This is a genomic window from Fibrobacter sp. UBA3629 (assembly GCF_002374005.1).
Classification (GTDB): Bacteria; Fibrobacterota; Fibrobacteria; order Fibrobacterales; family Fibrobacteraceae; genus Fibrobacter.
In genome coordinates, this window is record NZ_DFLC01000012.1 from 99,113 (window position 1) to 115,563 (window position 16,451).

The 16,451-nt window shown below is 56.1% G+C and carries 15 protein-coding genes and 1 pseudogene; 5 read left to right on the top strand and 11 right to left on the bottom strand.

The window, feature by feature from the left end; all coding sequences use genetic code 11:
- Positions 1-5: 5 nt before the first annotated feature.
- Positions 6-989 carry a thiamine-phosphate kinase gene (thiL, locus tag B2310_RS04070; protein WP_290728882.1) on the bottom strand — a complete coding sequence of 328 codons (984 nt, stop codon included), beginning with the start codon at positions 987-989 and terminating at the stop codon, positions 6-8.
- A 153-nt stretch (positions 990-1,142) separates the two neighbouring features.
- On the opposite strand from thiL, the gene B2310_RS04075 reads away from it, so the two are divergent.
- Entirely contained in the window at positions 1,143-1,571 is a 429-nt protein-coding gene (locus B2310_RS04075) for a hypothetical protein (protein WP_173364853.1), read from the top strand.
- 10 nt (positions 1,572-1,581) lie between these two features.
- The gene (locus B2310_RS04080; RefSeq protein ID WP_290728884.1) at positions 1,582-2,577 is read left to right on the top strand and encodes a hypothetical protein; all 996 of its coding nucleotides are present in this window, start codon (positions 1,582-1,584) and stop codon (positions 2,575-2,577) included.
- A gap of 33 nt (positions 2,578-2,610) precedes the next feature.
- On the opposite strand, the gene B2310_RS04085 is transcribed toward B2310_RS04080, so the two are convergent.
- The 4 genes from B2310_RS04085 to efp form a co-directional block, all read right to left on the bottom strand.
- The gene (locus tag B2310_RS04085) at positions 2,611-4,188 is read right to left on the bottom strand and encodes a sialate O-acetylesterase (protein WP_290728886.1); all 1,578 of its coding nucleotides are present in this window, start codon (positions 4,186-4,188) and stop codon (positions 2,611-2,613) included.
- A gap of 116 nt (positions 4,189-4,304) precedes the next feature.
- Positions 4,305-5,141 carry a fibrobacter succinogenes major paralogous domain-containing protein gene (locus tag B2310_RS04090; RefSeq protein WP_290728888.1) on the bottom strand — a complete coding sequence of 279 codons (837 nt, stop codon included), beginning with the start codon at positions 5,139-5,141 and terminating at the stop codon, positions 4,305-4,307.
- A 14-nt stretch (positions 5,142-5,155) separates the two neighbouring features.
- Positions 5,156-5,926: a fibrobacter succinogenes major paralogous domain-containing protein gene (locus B2310_RS04095; protein ID WP_290728890.1), complete on the bottom strand. Its 771-nt coding sequence runs from the start codon at positions 5,924-5,926 to the stop codon at positions 5,156-5,158.
- 160 nt (positions 5,927-6,086) lie between these two features.
- Entirely contained in the window at positions 6,087-6,671 is a 585-nt protein-coding gene (gene efp / locus B2310_RS04100) for an elongation factor P (protein ID WP_290723049.1), read from the bottom strand.
- A 43-nt stretch (positions 6,672-6,714) separates the two neighbouring features.
- Here efp and B2310_RS04105 point away from each other — a divergent pair, with 43 nt between their 5' ends.
- Positions 6,715-7,701, top strand: a complete 987-nt coding sequence (locus B2310_RS04105; RefSeq protein ID WP_290728892.1) for a KamA family radical SAM protein — start codon at positions 6,715-6,717, stop codon at positions 7,699-7,701.
- Positions 7,702-7,853: 152 nt separating this feature from the next.
- Here B2310_RS04105 and B2310_RS04110 read toward each other — a convergent pair whose 3' ends face one another.
- From B2310_RS04110 to rpsT, 6 genes and pseudogenes are all read right to left on the bottom strand, one after another.
- Complete coding sequence (locus B2310_RS04110; RefSeq protein WP_290728894.1) at positions 7,854-9,257, bottom strand: BamA/TamA family outer membrane protein; 1,404 nt, start codon at positions 9,255-9,257, stop codon at positions 7,854-7,856.
- Positions 9,258-9,302: 45 nt separating this feature from the next.
- Positions 9,303-12,158 carry a hypothetical protein gene (locus tag B2310_RS04115; RefSeq protein WP_290728896.1) on the bottom strand — a complete coding sequence of 952 codons (2,856 nt, stop codon included), beginning with the start codon at positions 12,156-12,158 and terminating at the stop codon, positions 9,303-9,305.
- Between the two features lie 5 nt (positions 12,159-12,163).
- Positions 12,164-12,673, bottom strand: coding sequence for a hypothetical protein (locus tag B2310_RS04120; protein WP_173364847.1), 510 nt, complete (start codon positions 12,671-12,673; stop codon positions 12,164-12,166).
- A 12-nt stretch (positions 12,674-12,685) separates the two neighbouring features.
- Positions 12,686-13,102 (bottom strand): roadblock/LC7 domain-containing protein, encoded by a 417-nt coding sequence (locus tag B2310_RS04125; RefSeq protein ID WP_173364846.1) that lies wholly within the window; start codon positions 13,100-13,102, stop codon positions 12,686-12,688.
- Positions 13,103-13,517: 415 nt separating this feature from the next.
- Positions 13,518-14,081, bottom strand: a pseudogene (locus B2310_RS13340) (GTP-binding protein); the annotation flags it as partial.
- Positions 14,082-14,286: 205 nt separating this feature from the next.
- On the bottom strand, positions 14,287-14,547 hold the full coding sequence (rpsT, locus tag B2310_RS04135; protein WP_290723061.1) for a 30S ribosomal protein S20: 261 nt from the start codon (positions 14,545-14,547) through the stop codon (positions 14,287-14,289).
- Positions 14,548-14,658: 111 nt separating this feature from the next.
- On the opposite strand from rpsT, the gene B2310_RS04140 reads away from it, so the two are divergent.
- Positions 14,659-15,867: a DegT/DnrJ/EryC1/StrS family aminotransferase gene (locus B2310_RS04140; RefSeq protein ID WP_290728898.1), complete on the top strand. Its 1,209-nt coding sequence runs from the start codon at positions 14,659-14,661 to the stop codon at positions 15,865-15,867.
- Complete coding sequence (locus B2310_RS04145) at positions 15,864-16,376, top strand: acyl-CoA thioesterase (RefSeq protein WP_173381257.1); 513 nt, start codon at positions 15,864-15,866, stop codon at positions 16,374-16,376. The genes B2310_RS04140 and B2310_RS04145 overlap by 4 nt, the downstream gene beginning before the upstream one ends.
- Positions 16,377-16,451: the final 75 nt, after the last annotated feature.

Below are 16,451 nucleotides of genomic sequence, written 5' to 3' on the forward strand. Positions count from 1 at the left end.
GCTTATCATAAATGCGACCACGCTTGTGCTTTGACAATTTCAACACGGCCGTCCTTACGCACCATGCTCACGCCGGAACCGGCCTTTACGGAACCAATTCGCGTCAAGCACTGCGACAAGGCGGCATTTTTTAAAAATATATCATTTTTTAAAGAAAATGCACATAATAGTTGATATTCCTCACCACCATTCAACGCAAATTCCAGGGGATCGAGCCCGAACCGGTCCGCAAGCCTGCGAACATCGGCATCCACGGGCAGCAGGCCCTCTTCGATTTCGATTGCGACCCCAGACGAAAGGGCAAGGTGGTTCAGTTCGGAGGAAAGGCCATCGCTGATATCCATGCAGGCCCCGCACACGCCATGCTTCACGAGTTCCGCGCCACAGCGTTCGTCGATTTGAGGGGCGAGGTGGTAGTCGGCGAGGCGCGCGAAATCCGCGCGAGCGTCCGGGCGGTTCATGAGAAGCCAGAGCCCCGCCGCCGACTTGCCCAGCGTTCCCGCGACATACACGCCGTCGCCCGGACGCGCGCCGCTGCGCAGCAGCGGCGAACCGCCTTCCATCTGGCCAAGAAGCGTCGTCGAGAACATGCCGCACTCCCCCGCAACCGTATCGCCGCCAATCAGGGCGATTCCGCGCCGCGCAAAGCCTTCGGAAACGGCACGGCAGATGCGGTCTCGCACCTCGGCATTCCACGCCTTATTCACGCAAATGCCGAATACGGCGAGCTTCGGCACGCCGCCCATCGCGGATATGTCCGAGACGTTCGATACAATATGCTTTTCGACCGCCTGTTCGGGAGTGGACCAGTCCAGGCGAAAATGCGAACCTTCCACCGAGAGGTCCTTCGTCACGAGCCACCCGTCAAAGAGCGCGCAATCGTCTCCCGCGGGCAACCAGTCACGGTTCCCCGGTGCTTTCGGGTCCGGGGCAACGCTGTTTTCTAGAATCTTGCGAACAAAATTAAACTCGCCTAAATTAGGGAACATACCCCAAATTTAAATAACTCGCGCCCCCTCCAAAAAAACATCTTGGCGACAAATGGTGGATAAGTTGGCAATAATCGTGGGGTAAAAAATAAAAGTTCAAAACACCCTAAAAAATCTATTCACAATTCAAAATAAATACCTATCTTTTAATCCGTGGGACACATATTCTTCATAACGCCATCTTCCCCGGGCAGCCTCGACCGCATGAGCCAGTGGACTCTCCGGTGGCTCCTGGAAAACGACATGGCCGAGGACTGCACCATGTACACGTGCAACTCCGTGGAAGAGGCCTCCGGCATCCTGGAGACGGCCCTCATCGTAGGCGAGACCCCGTCTCTCATCATCTTCGACCATGCCGACCGCCCCACAGACGTAAACATCGAGTTCAGCAAAAGGCTCCACAGCAGCATCCCGGAATCGTGGATTGTGGAAATCGTCCCGGATTCCATGCCTATCCAGAAGGACATCGACAACAGCCTCTACTGGATCCGCCGACCGCTCGACGAAGACGAATGGCGCGAGACGCTCGAACAGGTGCTGTGCAAGACACCGACCCCGCAATGGGCGAGCACAGAAATCTAGATTTCCATACATGGAAAATCCGATTCTCAAAATCAAGGGCGTCAGCTATTTTGGCGTACGCGCGCCCAAGCACGTTCTTGCCGACATGGCCGACGTTAAGGCGGCAGGCTACAACGCGGTACTCCACACGTGGAGCGAAGAAGACGAACAGTATTACTACGGAACGATGAAGGACATCGTGGACGGGAGCGCCGGAATGGGCCTCAAGGTCTACGTGAACCCGTGGGGCGTTGGGCGCGTGTTTGGTGGCGAGGCATATTCGGAGCTTACCGCCCGCAATCACGACATGTGCCAGGTGGCGCTCGACGGCAAGCCCAAGGTGGCCGCCTGCCCGAACCATCCGGAATTCCGCGCCTACATGCACAAATGGATTGAATCCGTTTGCGCGACAAAGGTCGACACGATTTTCTGGGACGAGCCGCATTTCTATTTCGAGAAGGGCGGACTGCAGAACTGGAGTTGCAGGTGTGAAAAGTGCCGGGCGCTGTTCAAGGCGCGTTTCGGCTACGAGATGCCCGCCGAACTTACCAACGACGTGTTGAAGTTCCGCGAGGATTCGCTTATTGATTTTCTGAAAGAAATGACCGAGGACGTTCACGCGCGCGGCAAGCGCAACTGCGTGTGCATGCTTCCGCCCTGGTTTCCCGCAGGGCTCGATGACTGGGGCCGTGTAGCCTCGCTCGAAAGCGTCGACGAAGTGGCCAGCGACCCGTACTGGGAACGCGGCGCCACCGAGGAATGGGTCCGCGAGAAGTATGCCGAGACGGCCCGCAAATTGACGGATGTCGCCGCCAAGTACGGCAAGGCCGTACAGATGTGGGTAAAGGCGTACCAGATTGAAGCGGGCCGCGAAAACGACCTCGCGATTGCTGTCGAAGAGAGCCGTGCCGCCGGCATCGACAATATCTTCGCGTGGAGCTACCGCGGCACCGAGACGCTCACCTGGCTAAAAAGCGACAACCCGGACGAAGTCGCCCGAGTGTTTAGGGATGCTTTAAATGACTAGGGAGGGCATGGGCACACCTGCAGTGTGCTTGAATTATTTTATCTGCATCGTCAAGGAACCTGCGCGGGATTTCGCAATGAACGTGCCGCTGTTTTTCACGAGGGTTTTCGCGCTGGCCCGGAGTTCCTGCATTCCAGAGGCTCGCACCATTCCCAGATAGTTGCCGTTCATGTCAAAGACGCGGTAGTTTTCGGCTCCGGTCGCATGCGATAGCGCAGGCCTTACAAAGTCTGTGCATCCGTCAACGCAAACGATTTCGTCTTCTCCGAACACAAAGTAATCCACGTCCATCCAGGAACCGGTTACCGTAAAGCGCAATATGTGTTCGCCCGCGGGGAGGTTCACCGTCGCACGCACCTTGTTGTAGTCGTCATAGTTGTCCTCGCCTTCGTTTTTCGGGACAGAGATCACGTCGGTGATGTTCTTGCCGTCAAGCGACATCTGTAAGCCTGAAGTCTCGTTTGCGGATGCGACAGACGCGTAAAAGGAATATTCGCCCACTTCCTTGACGTTCACGGTGTATTCGAGCCATTCGCCTTCCTGGTTGTAGCCCACGATGTAGCCCGTCGCCTTCTTGTAAATGTCGACACCCGTCCCTTCGCGGTAATTGGTGCCGCCGTGGTCTTCGGAATCGTTTTCGCTGTAGGAATCGTTGCCCGAGCCGACACCCGGGATGTCGAAGTCTTCGGCCTCGATCTTGCCCGGAATTTCAAACGGCTTACCCTTGAAAGGCTTTTGCGGTTCGGGAACCACCGGAGCGCGGTTTATTGCCTTGAGCATCTGTTCGGCATAGCGCTTGCCAAATGTCACGTAGGCATCGTGACCGAAATGGTAGCGGTCCACGCCGTTGCCGTCAAGGCCTTCGGAAGAAGCGTAATAGGTATTATCCATCGTGTTCGGGAGTTTCGACACGCGGTCGGAATAGCAGCAGCCCGAACGCAGGAGCTCGCCCGCCACGAACGGCACCGTATCGGAACTCATGTCGAGCGCCTTGAGGATATCGTCGCGGGTCTTCTTCACAATTTTCGGCCAGTCCGGGTAGCCGCCGTCGGTTTCACCCTGGTGGAAGATGAATCCCTTGATGACGCCCACCTGCTGCGCCTTCTTCGCGATATCGATAATCGTCTTGGTGACGTTGCCGTCGCTCGCGTATTCCTTCGCGTAGTTCTGGAGCCAGCTTTCTGCCGTAGAGAGGTACGTTGCGTACTGGTCCTGGTCGAACAGCTTGATGCTTGCGCCACCCACCGCGACCGGGATAATCCCGATGGTCACGTCGGGCATGCTGTCGGCCATCGTGCGCCCGAACCAGTCGGCAATCGAAATCGTGTTGCCACAGTTGAACAGCGAAGGCACCGCCGGGTAGACCTCGCCCAGCGTGTTGCGGCCCTTGCCACTGCACTTTTGCGAGGCGAAAATCTTGAAACGCGGGTTTTCGGCCTTATCGGCGCTCTGGGCATCGGCAGTGCCACCCATATTGGACTGCCCGTACGCGATGTAGATGTGGAAATTCGGGTCCGGAGCGGCACCAGCAGGCGCGGTTCCGAACGCAAGAAAGCCCGCGGCAAAGCACGCCACGGACATAAACCGGGTGAGTTGTTTAAACATTCCCATACATACTCCTTTCAAACAACATTCTAAATCTACCCTCTAAAATGCGAAAAAGGCGCCCAAAGCGCCCTTATTCCATAGACAGATTGTCAATGAGGTGATTTTTGAAGGGGTTAGCCCTAGTCCTTGAGGCAACGAACAGAAAAACCGTCGTACTTGCCATTGTAGCCCAAGTGCGCACCGCCGTAGTAGTAGTACAAGAACATGTAGTACGCGTTGTAGCTACCGTCCTCTGTAGAACTCCAGAAGTCCGCGTAGTTGCCCTCGCCGTCGTAACTCCCGTAGTAGTCCCTGCCGCCGGTAGGGAGCGCGGAGAAGGCGAAGGCATCCTCGTTGGTGATGCCGCTCTTCGTCGTCCAGCCAGTCGCGAACTTGAGCTTTTGACCAGCAATCGATAATCCACCGACTGCAGCAAACAGTGTTGCCCACTCCGTTGAATCAGGCAGATGCCAGCCCTCGGGGCAAACACCGCGAACAGGATAAGTCGGAGAGCATGTCTTATTATAGCCGCAACCCATGCCGTTCGTGCTCCATGTGCCCACGCTGTCCATCGCGGCTGCCCATGTATAAAGGCGGCCGTATTTGGTGCAGTAGCTTGCACTGTCTTTGTAGCACCAACTGGTGGAATCAGAGGTATAGTCTAGACGTTTATAAGGAACATCAGTATAGGCGTAGTTGAGGTTCTGGGCCATCCAAGTCTGAGTGCCGATGGTGACCGTCTTGTACGTTTGGCCGTCGCGGGAATCCATAAAGCAGTTCTTATCAGTGTTCACATCGCACGATGTTCTTCCAGTCACTGAACTGCTGCTGGACACACTTGTCTCGCTATCGCTCGACTTCGGTGTGACACTCGAAGACGAATCGTCCGAAGGACGAGTCGCGAAATCGCTGTCGTCGTCACCGCAGGCGACAAACATCGCCGCACAAACAAGAACACTAAACCAAAGTGAGCGCATATTTCCTCCTAAAATTAGTCCTGGAGACAACGAACCGAAAAACCGACGTACTTATAGTCGTAGTTGTTCAGGAATGCATCGTCGTTGTCGTAGTACAAGTTCACGAAGCATGCGTAGTCGATATTGAGCTCCATAGAACTCCAGAAGTACGCGAGGCTGCCCTCATAGTTGTAATTCCCATCGTCGTCCCTGCGGCCAGCAGGGAGCGCCGAAAACGAGAAGGCATCCGTGCCGTTGCGGCTACTATTCCAACCGGATGTAGACTTGAGCTTTTTTCCGGCTATCGTCTTTCCACCGACTGCGTTGAACAAAGTTTCCCATTCTGCGTTGCTAGGCAGGTGCCAACCACTGGGACATACTCCTCGTATAGTACCGGTTGGTGAGCATGTCTTGAGATATCCGCAGCCCTTGCCGTTCACACTCCATGTGCCAGCACTGTCCATCGCCGCGCCCCATGTGTAAAGGCGACCGTACTTGTCACAATAATCGACAGAATCGTTGTAGCAGACACTTTCATCCGTTTCAAAGTTCAGGTTCTCCGCCATCCATACCTGATTGCCGATTTTCACAGTCTTGTATGTCTGACCATCGCGGTCATCCTTAAAGCAGTTTTCGTCAGTTTCAACTTTGCATGGCCCACTTCTATATACAGAACCAGACGACATTGCCGAGCTACTGCTCAACGAAGACCCGTCCGAAGGACGAGTCGCAAAATCGCTGTCGTCGTCACCGCAGGCGACAAGCATCGTCGCACAAAGAAAAACACCAAACCAAAGGGAACGCATATTTCCTCCTAAAAACACAATCAAATAATAGAATTTTTTCGTTTTGGCGGTAAAAAAAAAGACCCCCGAACGAGTCGGGGGTGACAAAAGCGTCATTTTCGCGCAGGCGAAAGGGAGATGCCCGCCTTCGCGGGTATGACAAAACGACGAACGAGCGGTCTTACTTGGCGCGTTCGAGGTAAGAACCGTCGCGGGTGTCCACGCGGATCTTGGTGTTGTTCTCGATGAACAGCGGGATCATCACCTTGGCGCCAGTTTCGAGAGTGGCTTCACGCATCACGTTACCGCTGGTGTTGCCCTGCACTGCCGGAGGAGCTTCAACGATCATCAGGTCGACAAATGTCGGCGGGATGACTTCGATGGGGAGCGTAGAACCGCTCTTCGGGTCCTTCCACCACGTGACTTCGACGGTAGCACCGTCAAGCAGCCACACTTCGCAGCCGTTGAGGGCTTCCTTCGCGATTTCCATGGTTTCCTGCGTGGTATTGTCGAGGAAGTACCAGGTGGAACCGTCGTTGTAGAGGTAAGTCATTTCGGTGTAGGTCACGTCGGCTTCTTCGACAGTGTCGCCGCTCTTCCAAGTACGTTCGAGAGTACGGCCAGTCACCAGGTTCTTGATGCGAACGCGGTTGAAGGCCTGGCCCTTGCCCGGCTTCACGAACTGGTTCTCGATGATTTCGTACGGCTGACCATCAACCATGATTTTGAGTTTCTTGCGGAATTCGTTGGTGCTTACAGTACCCATATTATCCTCTTGTTGATTTTTGATAGCTAAATTTAGCAATATAATGGAAGAATCAATGGACGAATCCCCAAAAATTTTCACGCAAATTCCTGCATTTTTAGAATATCTGGGCCCGGAATGCTCCCCTGCCATCGCAAATGCGGCCCCGCACGGCAAACTAGACTTAAGCCCTAAGTTTCCTTTCGTGTGTTCGAGGCACTATGCCGACCTAATCAAGAAGGCAAACGAACCCGAGGCGCTTTTGCGCGAAATCCTACCGCATGTCGACGAGCGCGAGAACGTCGCCGGATTCGTGGACGATCCGGTAGGCGACCTGCCCGCGGGCAAGGCGGACTGCGTCATCCAGAAATACGACCGGAGGGCGCTGATTGTCTCGACCGCCACCTGCGGTGCGCGTTGCCGCTTCTGTTTCCGCAAGAACTACCCCTTCCAGAACATTCCCGACGTGGCGCGACAGGTAAGCGATTGGCTCGACACGCACAGCGACATCTGGGAAGTCATCCTTTCGGGAGGTGACCCGCTCATGCTGGGCCCCGGTGAATTCCGCGACCTGGTGGAGGCGATAGCCATGCATGGTTCTGTCACCACACTGCGCATCCATACGCGACTCCCCGTAATGCGGCCCGATGTGGCGATGCAGCACTTCGAGTTCCTGCGCGAACTGCCCGCGCGCTTCGAGTGCGTGCTTACAGCACACGTAGACCACCCGGACGAACTCGACGAGGAATCCCAGATGGTTTTCGGACAACTGAAGTATTCCGGCTGGACACTATTGAACCAGAGCGTTCTTTTGAAGGGAATAAACGACAGCGCCGAGACGCTCGAGAAACTGTGCCGCAAGCTTTTTGTCCAGGGGGTGCTCCCTTATTACCTGCACCAGCTGGACCACGCAAACGGCGTCGCGCATTTTGAAGTGAGCGACGAGAAAGCGCGCTCGCTGATTGAAGAAATCCGCAAGCGCCTGCCCGGCTACCTCGTGCCGAAGCTGGTGAGAGAAATCGCGGGCGAAAAGAGCAAGACGCCTGTGTAAAAGATGCTCGCCTTCGCGAGCATGACGAAAGAATGTGTCGCGAGCATGACGTCAGTATAGCGGCTTCCGCCGCGGTGACTAATGTGTAGTGTGAAATGTGAGGTGTGCGATGCGAAATCATTCATTACACATTCCACACTCCACATTCCACATTAAAATAAAGTTTTCACGCCGAAGCCGATTATACCGTCGAGGAAATCGCAGCCGTTGCGGAGCGCGTAATACAGGTTCACGCTCCAGTTCCCGCGATACTGCGTAAACCCGATTCCGTAACCCTGCTCGCGCGCCCAGCCGTGTCCCGGAGCCAAACGGCGATATAGCCCAGGCTGGTAGAACGCCTCGATGCTCAGGTCATAACCGTCCTGCCACAGTAGGGCAAACTCCGAAAGCCCGTAGGCGCGACTGCGAAGCATGCGGTACTGCATTCCCTTGAAATCGCCCGGGCCGCCGAGCGCAAACAGGTCGGAGCGACGGAGATCAGCCTCCGTCGGGAAAATTCCGCCCGCCATGCCGGCAAAGCGCGCAATGAAATTGCCGTACAACGGGTAATACGCCATCACGTTCGCCTTCGCCGAGAGGTAGTTGTCGAGTGAATCGGGCCGGTCAATCTTCCATGAAGCGGAGGCATCCAAGCGCATGCCGCTACGGGGCAACACAAACCTGTCGAGCGACACGTAAGACATTTCGAGGGACGTGTGCTTGTCGTCTTCGCTGATGCCGAGGAACACGCCGATGCTGAAATCGAACCCGATATCGCGCGTAATGCCCGCCTCGCCCACGACGACCCTCTCGATAGTCGAGTCTTCAACCGTTTCCTCGTCGAAGTTACCGCGCACCACCACGTTCCATGCGGTCCCGAAAATCCAGGGTTCTTTGTAGCGGCCCGAGAGGTGCCGCGTATTTTCGCCCGTAAAGCCTTCCAACTGCAGGTCGCGCGCCGTCCCCGCGATATTGAACAAATTAACATCCAATTTTCCTTCCCACACATTGCCTTCGCTGGAATACGTCAGTACGCCTTCCGCTTCCGACACATTTGCCTTCCGCATGCTGAACGCGGGCACAATCCTGTTCCTTGCGGGGTCGCGGAAGAGGCGCGTGGGAGCCGTGCGGTTGTAGTACCCGATGCGCGAAAGCCTGCGCTCGCTGCGTTCCAGGTCCGTGAGGGACACGGCCTCGCCCGCCTCGATGCCTGTGAGTCTTGCAAACACATCGCGCCTTGTCCCGCCGGAATCGAGATTTTCGGGCGTTGCCCATACGTAAGCCGCGCCCCGCTGGATTTCAAGTTCCAGCACATTCCTTCCATGCGTTCCACCCTCGTGCCGGACTTCACCCTGCACGCGCGCTGCGACAAATCCCTGGTCCTCGTAATAGCGTTCCAGTTTCGCCGCCAGCGCCTTCCACGCGTCGCAAGGTTGCCCGAGGGCGCCCTTGATTTGCGCCTCGTCGAATGCGGTATGTTCACCCTTCCACGCGATGCTATTGATAGTACATGCGCCCTCGCCCTTCGCGAAAGCGAAGGCCGCCAAGAGCAATATGTACAACACCAATCGATTCATATCCTAATCTTCAAATTTAAAGTTCACACTCCACATCATCCATTATCAAAATACCGCACGGGCCTCGGTTGAAAGTTTCTGGAAAACATTTTCTTCGGAATCACCGAACCGCAGCACATAATGCAGGCCGAAAGAAATATTCTTGTTCACCGAAAGCGATGCGGAAGCCTCCAGCCTGAAGGTATTGCCGTCGCTGTAGCCCGACATCATCTGGTAGGGAACGACGTCGTCCCCCGTTTCCACCTGCACATAGGAGAAACGCACGAACCCATCGAAGGTGTTAATCCGTCGATAACCGAAACGCAACGACGCTTCCCAAAGGTAGGCGTCGAACTCGCGACCCGTAGATTCCTCGCCCGCGCCATAGCGGTAGCGGCCGCCGGGTTCCAGGCTGAAGCCGTCCAAAAAATGGAAACGGTACTTGCCGGACACACTCCTGATATCCCATTCCAGATCCTGCAGCGCATCCAGTTCATCGCTCTCGACAAACCCGGTCAAACCCATGTAATGGTCTTCATTGATCTTGTAGCCGATTTCCGCCTCGTGACGGAATACGGACTCATAATACTCGATAGATGAAAGTTTCTTGTCGAAATTCGCCGACGGACGGTAAACCGCCAAGGCACCTGACGGATGCTCCCATTCCACATTCCCGCTCCATGAAAGCGCACCCGAAGAAACCCGGTGCAGCGCCGAAGGCAACAATGCCGGGAAATACAGTTTATGCCCCGTCGTATCCTCGGATAACGCGTTGAAGGAACCGGACAGCTTGATATCACGCAAGATACCCGAATTTACTCCGAAGAGGCGCCCAGGCCACATTTCCATACTCGCAGTAAATCCCGAATTCGACGCCAGTACCGCCCCGATGGAATCGTTACGCCCCATTCCCTCGTACACAAAGTCGCCATTGTCGACCCCTTCGATAAACGCGCCCGTCAGGCTATCGTAACGCACGTCGCCCGTCCCCTTCGCCACCGCCTTGTAGACCGGCGTGTAGGTCTGTTCTTCCGTTAGCCCCAATTTGTACGAAACTGTCCCGTGGATTCCCGCCTTTTCATCGCCGAAACGGCCCGCCAAATCCCCCGCCCAGCTATTTTCGTCTCCCGATTCTGCAAGGTCGCGGTATTCATACTGCAAAAAATGCGTCAACTCAATTTGCTTCAGGTGAATTTCGGCAGACTGGTTCCACCTCACTTGCCGCAGGGAATCGCTCCATTCTTCACCATAGGAATCGCCACGCCTGTCCACGTTCCAGAATTCCGCAGCCTCGCGCACGTTCCAGGAATCCTTCACCAGCGATATCCCGGCATTCGCCCTGAGCGAAAATTCCTCGTCCACGAGCCCGGCGCTATCGCGTTCGGTATAGCGCACATCCGAACCGGCAAAGGGTCGCACGAACCCACGTTCCCATTTTTCGGAAAAATACCCTTGGAAACGCTCCCCGGCCGCCTCCGTCTGGCTCTGCACATGGATAAGCGAGAGCTCGGTCGCATGCCCCTGCACGTTACGAGTGAGCCCCCCCTTCACGCGCGAAGAATTCCAGCGTTCAAAGTCGCCCTGACGGTAGCCCCACGCGACATTACCGAACCAGCCCGCCCCCAGGCGGAAGCGCAGGGCGAATTCATCGTGGCGATAGCTGCCGTTTGCAAGCAGCGCGCTATCCAAGTCCCATTCGTCCTTTAGCTTATACGAATTCCAGTCGTTATCGCCGCCCTGGAACCCCGAAAAGTCGAAACGTTCCGCCACGTAGTTTCCGTATGCGGAAAACGCCACAGGAAGGGCGCGCATCGCGGCAGAGGAATCCGTCGTCAAGAACCAGCGGAAGGCACGTCCCGAAGGTCCGTTCACTTCTTCGGAAACCGTATTGCTGTCGCGACGGCTCGCCGCAAGCTCGAAATCCGCAAAATAGCGGTGCATCCCCTGCAAACGGATTCGCGCCCCGGCCATCTCGGTACGCATCGGACGACGCAACTCGCCCAGAGAGTCGTCACGAACAAACTCGCTTCCGTCATCGGACTTGAGCATCTTATAGTCGTCATCGCTCCACAGGCCCTTTTTAAGGCGGTCCACATCGTGCTCCAGCCGGAACCCCGACAAATCCAAATACAGGTTCGGATGCCGGAACGCCCCCGCCACGCCGTAAAGGCCCATTACGTTGTCCGCTTCGTAGGCATCATATTCCACACGAATTTCGTCTTCGGGATGCGGCATCCGCGTCCCCCTGAAGTTCAAAAGGCCGCCAGCATAATTCACCTCGTAATCCTTGCCCCGCGAAAGTTTTTCGCCGTTGATCCAGACGGATTCCGATTGCGGAACCACCGAAATGAAGCTTCCGTCACCGCTCAGGGAATAGCCCTCGCGCTGGCCACTCACGCCCGCAAAAGTGCGAGAAATACTCTGGACACCATCCGTTCCGGCCACGGCGCGAACTTCAGACAAATTCGTCCTAAACCCGACCATTCCCCCCAGTGTGGTCCGTTCCACCGAAAAAAGTCCAAGGTCGGAATCCTGCCACGTGAGGTCGCCCAGATGAAGCATCCAGTGTCTGGAAGTCGCCTTGAAATAGACCTGATCCACCTCCTGGAGCGTCGCGGTCGTCTGGTCTCCCGCCTTGCGGTCCACATCGCTAAGCAAAGCATCTATTTCGACGCTATCCCCGATCATTCCCGTAATGGAAAGCCTAAGCTGCTGGTCAACCTGGGTATCGTCGTCCCCCACGGTCACCTGCATGGTCTTGTAGCCATGGGTCTCAAGCGACTGCACAGGCCTCGCCGAATCTACAGCAACAGGGATGCTGTCGCGAAAAAGCGAATCGGGATTCCATACCGGAAGTTGTTCCACATCCAAGGCAAAAGCCTTGCACGCGACAAGGACGCCCGCCCACAACAAGCGCCTCATGGGCCCTACCTATCGGCTTCGATGCGGAACTGCTTGCTCGACAGAAGCTCCCTGCCGGCAACGAGGTCCACGCTCCATTCGCCCGGTTTCAGGAGTTTCGGGGAAATCTCGGTATGGCAGACGCTAAAGCTGGACTGCGAAGACTGCTTGTCTTCGATTCCCTTATGGATTTCTGCAGCCTTCATCACGCAGGGAGCCTTCTGGATAGTGTCCGTGCCCCAGTACCAAACGTGCAGCAACGTATCGGCAGAATAACGGACCGAACTGGAGACGGTAGAATAGAAGTAAAGTCGAGTATTTTCCTCGAAGACGCTGTCGACACCGAACGGCGTTCCACGCACGACATCGCGGCACACAACACTCTGCGCAGGAGTGAGGTCCGTCCCCGTGAAATTCTGCAACGAGAGGTCGTCGGTCAAGAAATCAACGAAGCGGTGGATGAAGAATCCAAAAAAGACAATGACAACGACGAAGGTCGTCTTCCTCAAATTGCGAAGTGGCGGAATGCCTGCCACGGAAAACCCCTGTTACCTGAGCTTGCTCGTGTTCTGCGTAAATGCGGGGACGGCATCCACCAGCTTTTCGACAAGCAGGCGGTTGAAATCGTCGATACGGTTCGGGAGTCTGGAACCCGGGAACACCTGCACCAGCAGCAGGGATTCATCGACAGGCGAAATATAGATGGAACGGTTTTCGCCGGAATACGATACCGATTGGAAATTTTCGCCACCGAGCATCATCCCCACCTGGCGGGCGGAGTCGAACGACGCCGTACTGAGGACGGCAAGCGGAGTCGCATCTATTCCGAGAGATCCCACTTCGGCAATAATGGAACCGTCACGATGGCACAGCACAATGTAGTTGGCCTTCACGCTAGCCTGGTAAGCAAGCATCAGGCGGCGAACCTTGCCAACGTCATCGGAAAAAATCGTAAAATCGCTCATTCAGCAACACTCCTGAAAAATCCGCAAATCACTTCTTCTTCGGGACATACGGACGAAGTTCGATTTCGTCGTCCGAGACCTCCTGGTTCGCCTTGTCGACCACGCGGCCGAATGAAGGCATGCGCGGAGCCTGCGGAACCGCACGGGGACGTCCGAACGGGGACGAGGCAACGTTTTTCTGGAAGAGCCCCGAACCTGCATTGCCAGACGGCATAGCGCCGGCAGTAGGCCTTGCAGCAAAAGAGGGCATCTTGAAAGGTGTGGCAGCGGGGGCTTCCGCCGGGCGCGGTTCGCGCTTGGGAGCGGGCTGGGAAACGGACACCCCTTCCTTGGTGAGGCTCACGTCGTGCACGCCCGTGTTGTTCACGCTTTCGGCGGCCTTGCGGAGGAACCCTTGCTTCACGTTGAACTTTTCAATCACGAGCATCGCGATAGTCTTGAGCGTCGTGACGACACCCTTGCCGTTGTGAGCCGTCGCCGGGAAGAACGGAACCTGACGCGGGTTAAGCTCGGCGTTCATCTCGTCGAGGGTAAACACGTTTTCCATGTCGCGCTTGTTGTACTGGAGCACGAAGGGCATGTCGTCGAGGTCCATGCCGTAATCCTGGAGGTTCTGGCGGAGGTTCTGCAGGCTCTCGATATTCTCGGCCTGGCGCGACCGCTGCGAGTCGGCGACAAAGACAATTCCATCGACACCGCGAAGCACAAGCTTACGTGTACTATTGTAATAGACCTGGCCCGGAACCGTATAGAGCTGGAAACGGGTCTTGAAGCCCTTAATATCACCTAGATTGAGCGGAAGGAAATCGAAGAACAAGGTGCGGTCACCCTCGGTCGCAAGCGACACCATGTCCGTGCGCTTGTCCTGGGGCATTTTCTGGTGGATTACCTGCAGGTTCGTCGTCTTACCACTAAGACCGGGCCCGTAATACACCACCTTACAGCTGATTTCACGCGTAGCAAAATTAATCGAAGACATTTCTAATCCTTGATACTTGTCGCTAATCTAGAAAAAATTATCAGGAACGGAGCCGGAAAGAGCATGAGAAGCAACGATTTAGCCCCATTTAGACAAGTCCAACTCATTGCCGTACAACGGAATAGACGGGAACGGCCGCAAAAAACACGAAATACCGATGCACGGAAGTGCACCGGTACGCAATTCGTCGAACTAGCGTGCGCGATTAGGCGAAGCCGTTAATGACCTTAGCGACCTTGGCCTTGTAGTTGGCAGCGCGGTTGGCATTGAAGCCGGCGCGGCTCTTGTTGGCAGCAACGTCGAGAAGGCGGAACAGCTTCGGCATTTCGGCAAGGGCGGCATCCTTAGAGGTAGCAGTACGGATGGCCTTGAGGCTTGCGCGAATTTCGGCGCGGGCTGCACGGTTCATGGCATTGGCCTTTTCGGCCTGACGCAAACGCTTTTTGCAAGATTGATGTTGAGGCACCTTAAATCTCCGGGTAAAACCTACTTAAAATTTTTTGTAGGGACAAAGATAGTAAAGAATGGGAATTTGTCAAGCCCCCAAATTGGGCGAATTTGCTAAATTTTAGCCATTATGATGCCATTCGTGAACCTGACAGCGCAAAGAGAGGCCTATCGAGAAGAACTCGAGACCGCAGAACGCGCCGTTCTAGACAGCGGATGCTACATCGGCGGGCCGGAAGTGGCAGCCCTCGAGAAGGAACTTGCGGATTTTTGCAATTCTGGGAATTCGGACGCCGGAATGCAAGGCTCTTTTGCCGGAAAAGACCGCGCGGAACCCGAAACTCACGCCATCACGTGCGCAAGCGGTACCGACGCCCTCACCATCGCCCTCATGGCCCTCGGGCTCAAACCGGGGGACGAGGTCATCGTACCCGACTTCACGTTCATTGCACCGGCGGAATGCGTCGCGTTTTTGGGCGGCATACCGCGTTTCGCGGACATCGACCCCGAAACGCTCCTGATCGACCCGGAAAGCGTGAGAGCGCTGATTGGCCCCAAGACGCGCGGGATTATCGGCGTGGACCTGTTCGGGCAAGTTGCGGATTTCAACGAGCTATGGGAAATCGCCGTCGCGAACGACCTCTGGCTTTTAGAAGATGCAGCACAGGCATTCGGGGCGACATTCGCTCCGTGGGAAGGCATATCCCCAAACAAGCCCTGGCGCGCCGGCACCATCGGCAGCATCTCGATCACGAGTTTCTACCCCTCGAAGCCGCTGGGTTGCTACGGCGACGGCGGTGCGCTGTTCACCAGTGACCCGAAGTTGGAAGCAAAAATCCGGCAAATCGCGAACCACGGGAGCAGGGAACGCTACCTGCACGAGACCGTGGGCATGAACAGCAGGCTCGACGCACTGCAGGCGGCAGTGCTACGGGTAAAGCTCCGCCACCTCGAAGAAGAACTGAAGGTGCGCCGCGAGAACGCCCGCAAATACGGCGAGTTTTTCGCGGAATACAACGCAGGTGCGGGCATTTCGGGCGCAAGCGCCGGTGCAAAAATCGTGCCGCAGAAAATCGCCCACGGGAACACGAGCACCTACGCGCAGTACACCGTGCTGGCCGACGACCGCGAAGCTTTTATCAAGAAACTGGACAAAGCGGGAATCCCGCACTGCATCCACTACCCGCAGCCGCTGCACGAACAGCCCTGCTTCAGGGGGCTCGCACAGGGCAGCGAAAACAGGAACGCCATCATGGCGAGCCAGAAGGCAGTAAGCCTCCCCATCTGCGCCTTTACCGATGTAGATTTTATCATAAACAAGCTGAGGTCCGTCCTATGAGAAACACAGGCCTGATACCCGGAATCGCCAACGACAAGACTCCCCGCAAGGTCTCTGAGTCCGCACTGGAATCGCACGCCATCGTGCATCCCGTCGACACGAACGCGCTGAACAACGCCTTCGGGGGCTACCTGATGAGCCTCATGGACGAAGCCGCCTGCATCGTCGCCTTCAAGCATGCGGGCCGCAAGGTGAACACCGTCTCCATCGACGGCGTGCGGTTCTTCCGCCCGACTGCGGTCGGCACCATCCTCAATATCCACGCGAGCATGAACCGCGTGTTCAACACCTCCATGGAAATCGGGCTCAAGATAACCGAAACCGACCCCGAGAACGGAGCCGAACTCCCGGTCGCGCACGCCTACTTCACGTTCGTCGCCATCGACGACAACGGCAGGCCCACCGCCACTGCCCCCGTGGAACCCGATTCCGACGAAGCCCGCCGCCGCTACGAGCAGGCGCTTGTCCGCCGCGAAGCAAGGATTGAATTGGGGAAGAAACTCGGGTAACAGCGGCGCGGACTGTATACAGGCGGAACCATTATTTATGTTCGGGGCTCTTTCGCGGGCCCCTTCCCATTTCTA

Coding starts and splice junctions, on each gene's coding strand:
- thiL (WP_290728882.1), bottom strand. CDS start 989: ATGTTCCCTAATTTAGGCGAGTTTAATTTTGTTCGCAAGATTCTAGAA.
- B2310_RS04080 (WP_290728884.1), top strand. CDS start 1,582: ATGGAAAATCCGATTCTCAAAATCAAGGGCGTCAGCTATTTTGGCGTA.
- B2310_RS04085 (WP_290728886.1), bottom strand. CDS start 4,188: ATGGGAATGTTTAAACAACTCACCCGGTTTATGTCCGTGGCGTGCTTT.
- B2310_RS04090 (WP_290728888.1), bottom strand. CDS start 5,141: ATGCGCTCACTTTGGTTTAGTGTTCTTGTTTGTGCGGCGATGTTTGTC.
- B2310_RS04095 (WP_290728890.1), bottom strand. CDS start 5,926: ATGCGTTCCCTTTGGTTTGGTGTTTTTCTTTGTGCGACGATGCTTGTC.
- efp (WP_290723049.1), bottom strand. CDS start 6,671: ATGGGTACTGTAAGCACCAACGAATTCCGCAAGAAACTCAAAATCATG.
- B2310_RS04105 (WP_290728892.1), top strand. CDS start 6,715: ATGGAAGAATCAATGGACGAATCCCCAAAAATTTTCACGCAAATTCCT.
- B2310_RS04110 (WP_290728894.1), bottom strand. CDS start 9,257: ATGAATCGATTGGTGTTGTACATATTGCTCTTGGCGGCCTTCGCTTTC.
- B2310_RS04115 (WP_290728896.1), bottom strand. CDS start 12,158: ATGAGGCGCTTGTTGTGGGCGGGCGTCCTTGTCGCGTGCAAGGCTTTT.
- B2310_RS04125 (WP_173364846.1), bottom strand. CDS start 13,102: ATGAGCGATTTTACGATTTTTTCCGATGACGTTGGCAAGGTTCGCCGC.
- B2310_RS04140 (WP_290728898.1), top strand. CDS start 14,659: ATGATGCCATTCGTGAACCTGACAGCGCAAAGAGAGGCCTATCGAGAA.
- B2310_RS04145 (WP_173381257.1), top strand. CDS start 15,864: ATGAGAAACACAGGCCTGATACCCGGAATCGCCAACGACAAGACTCCC.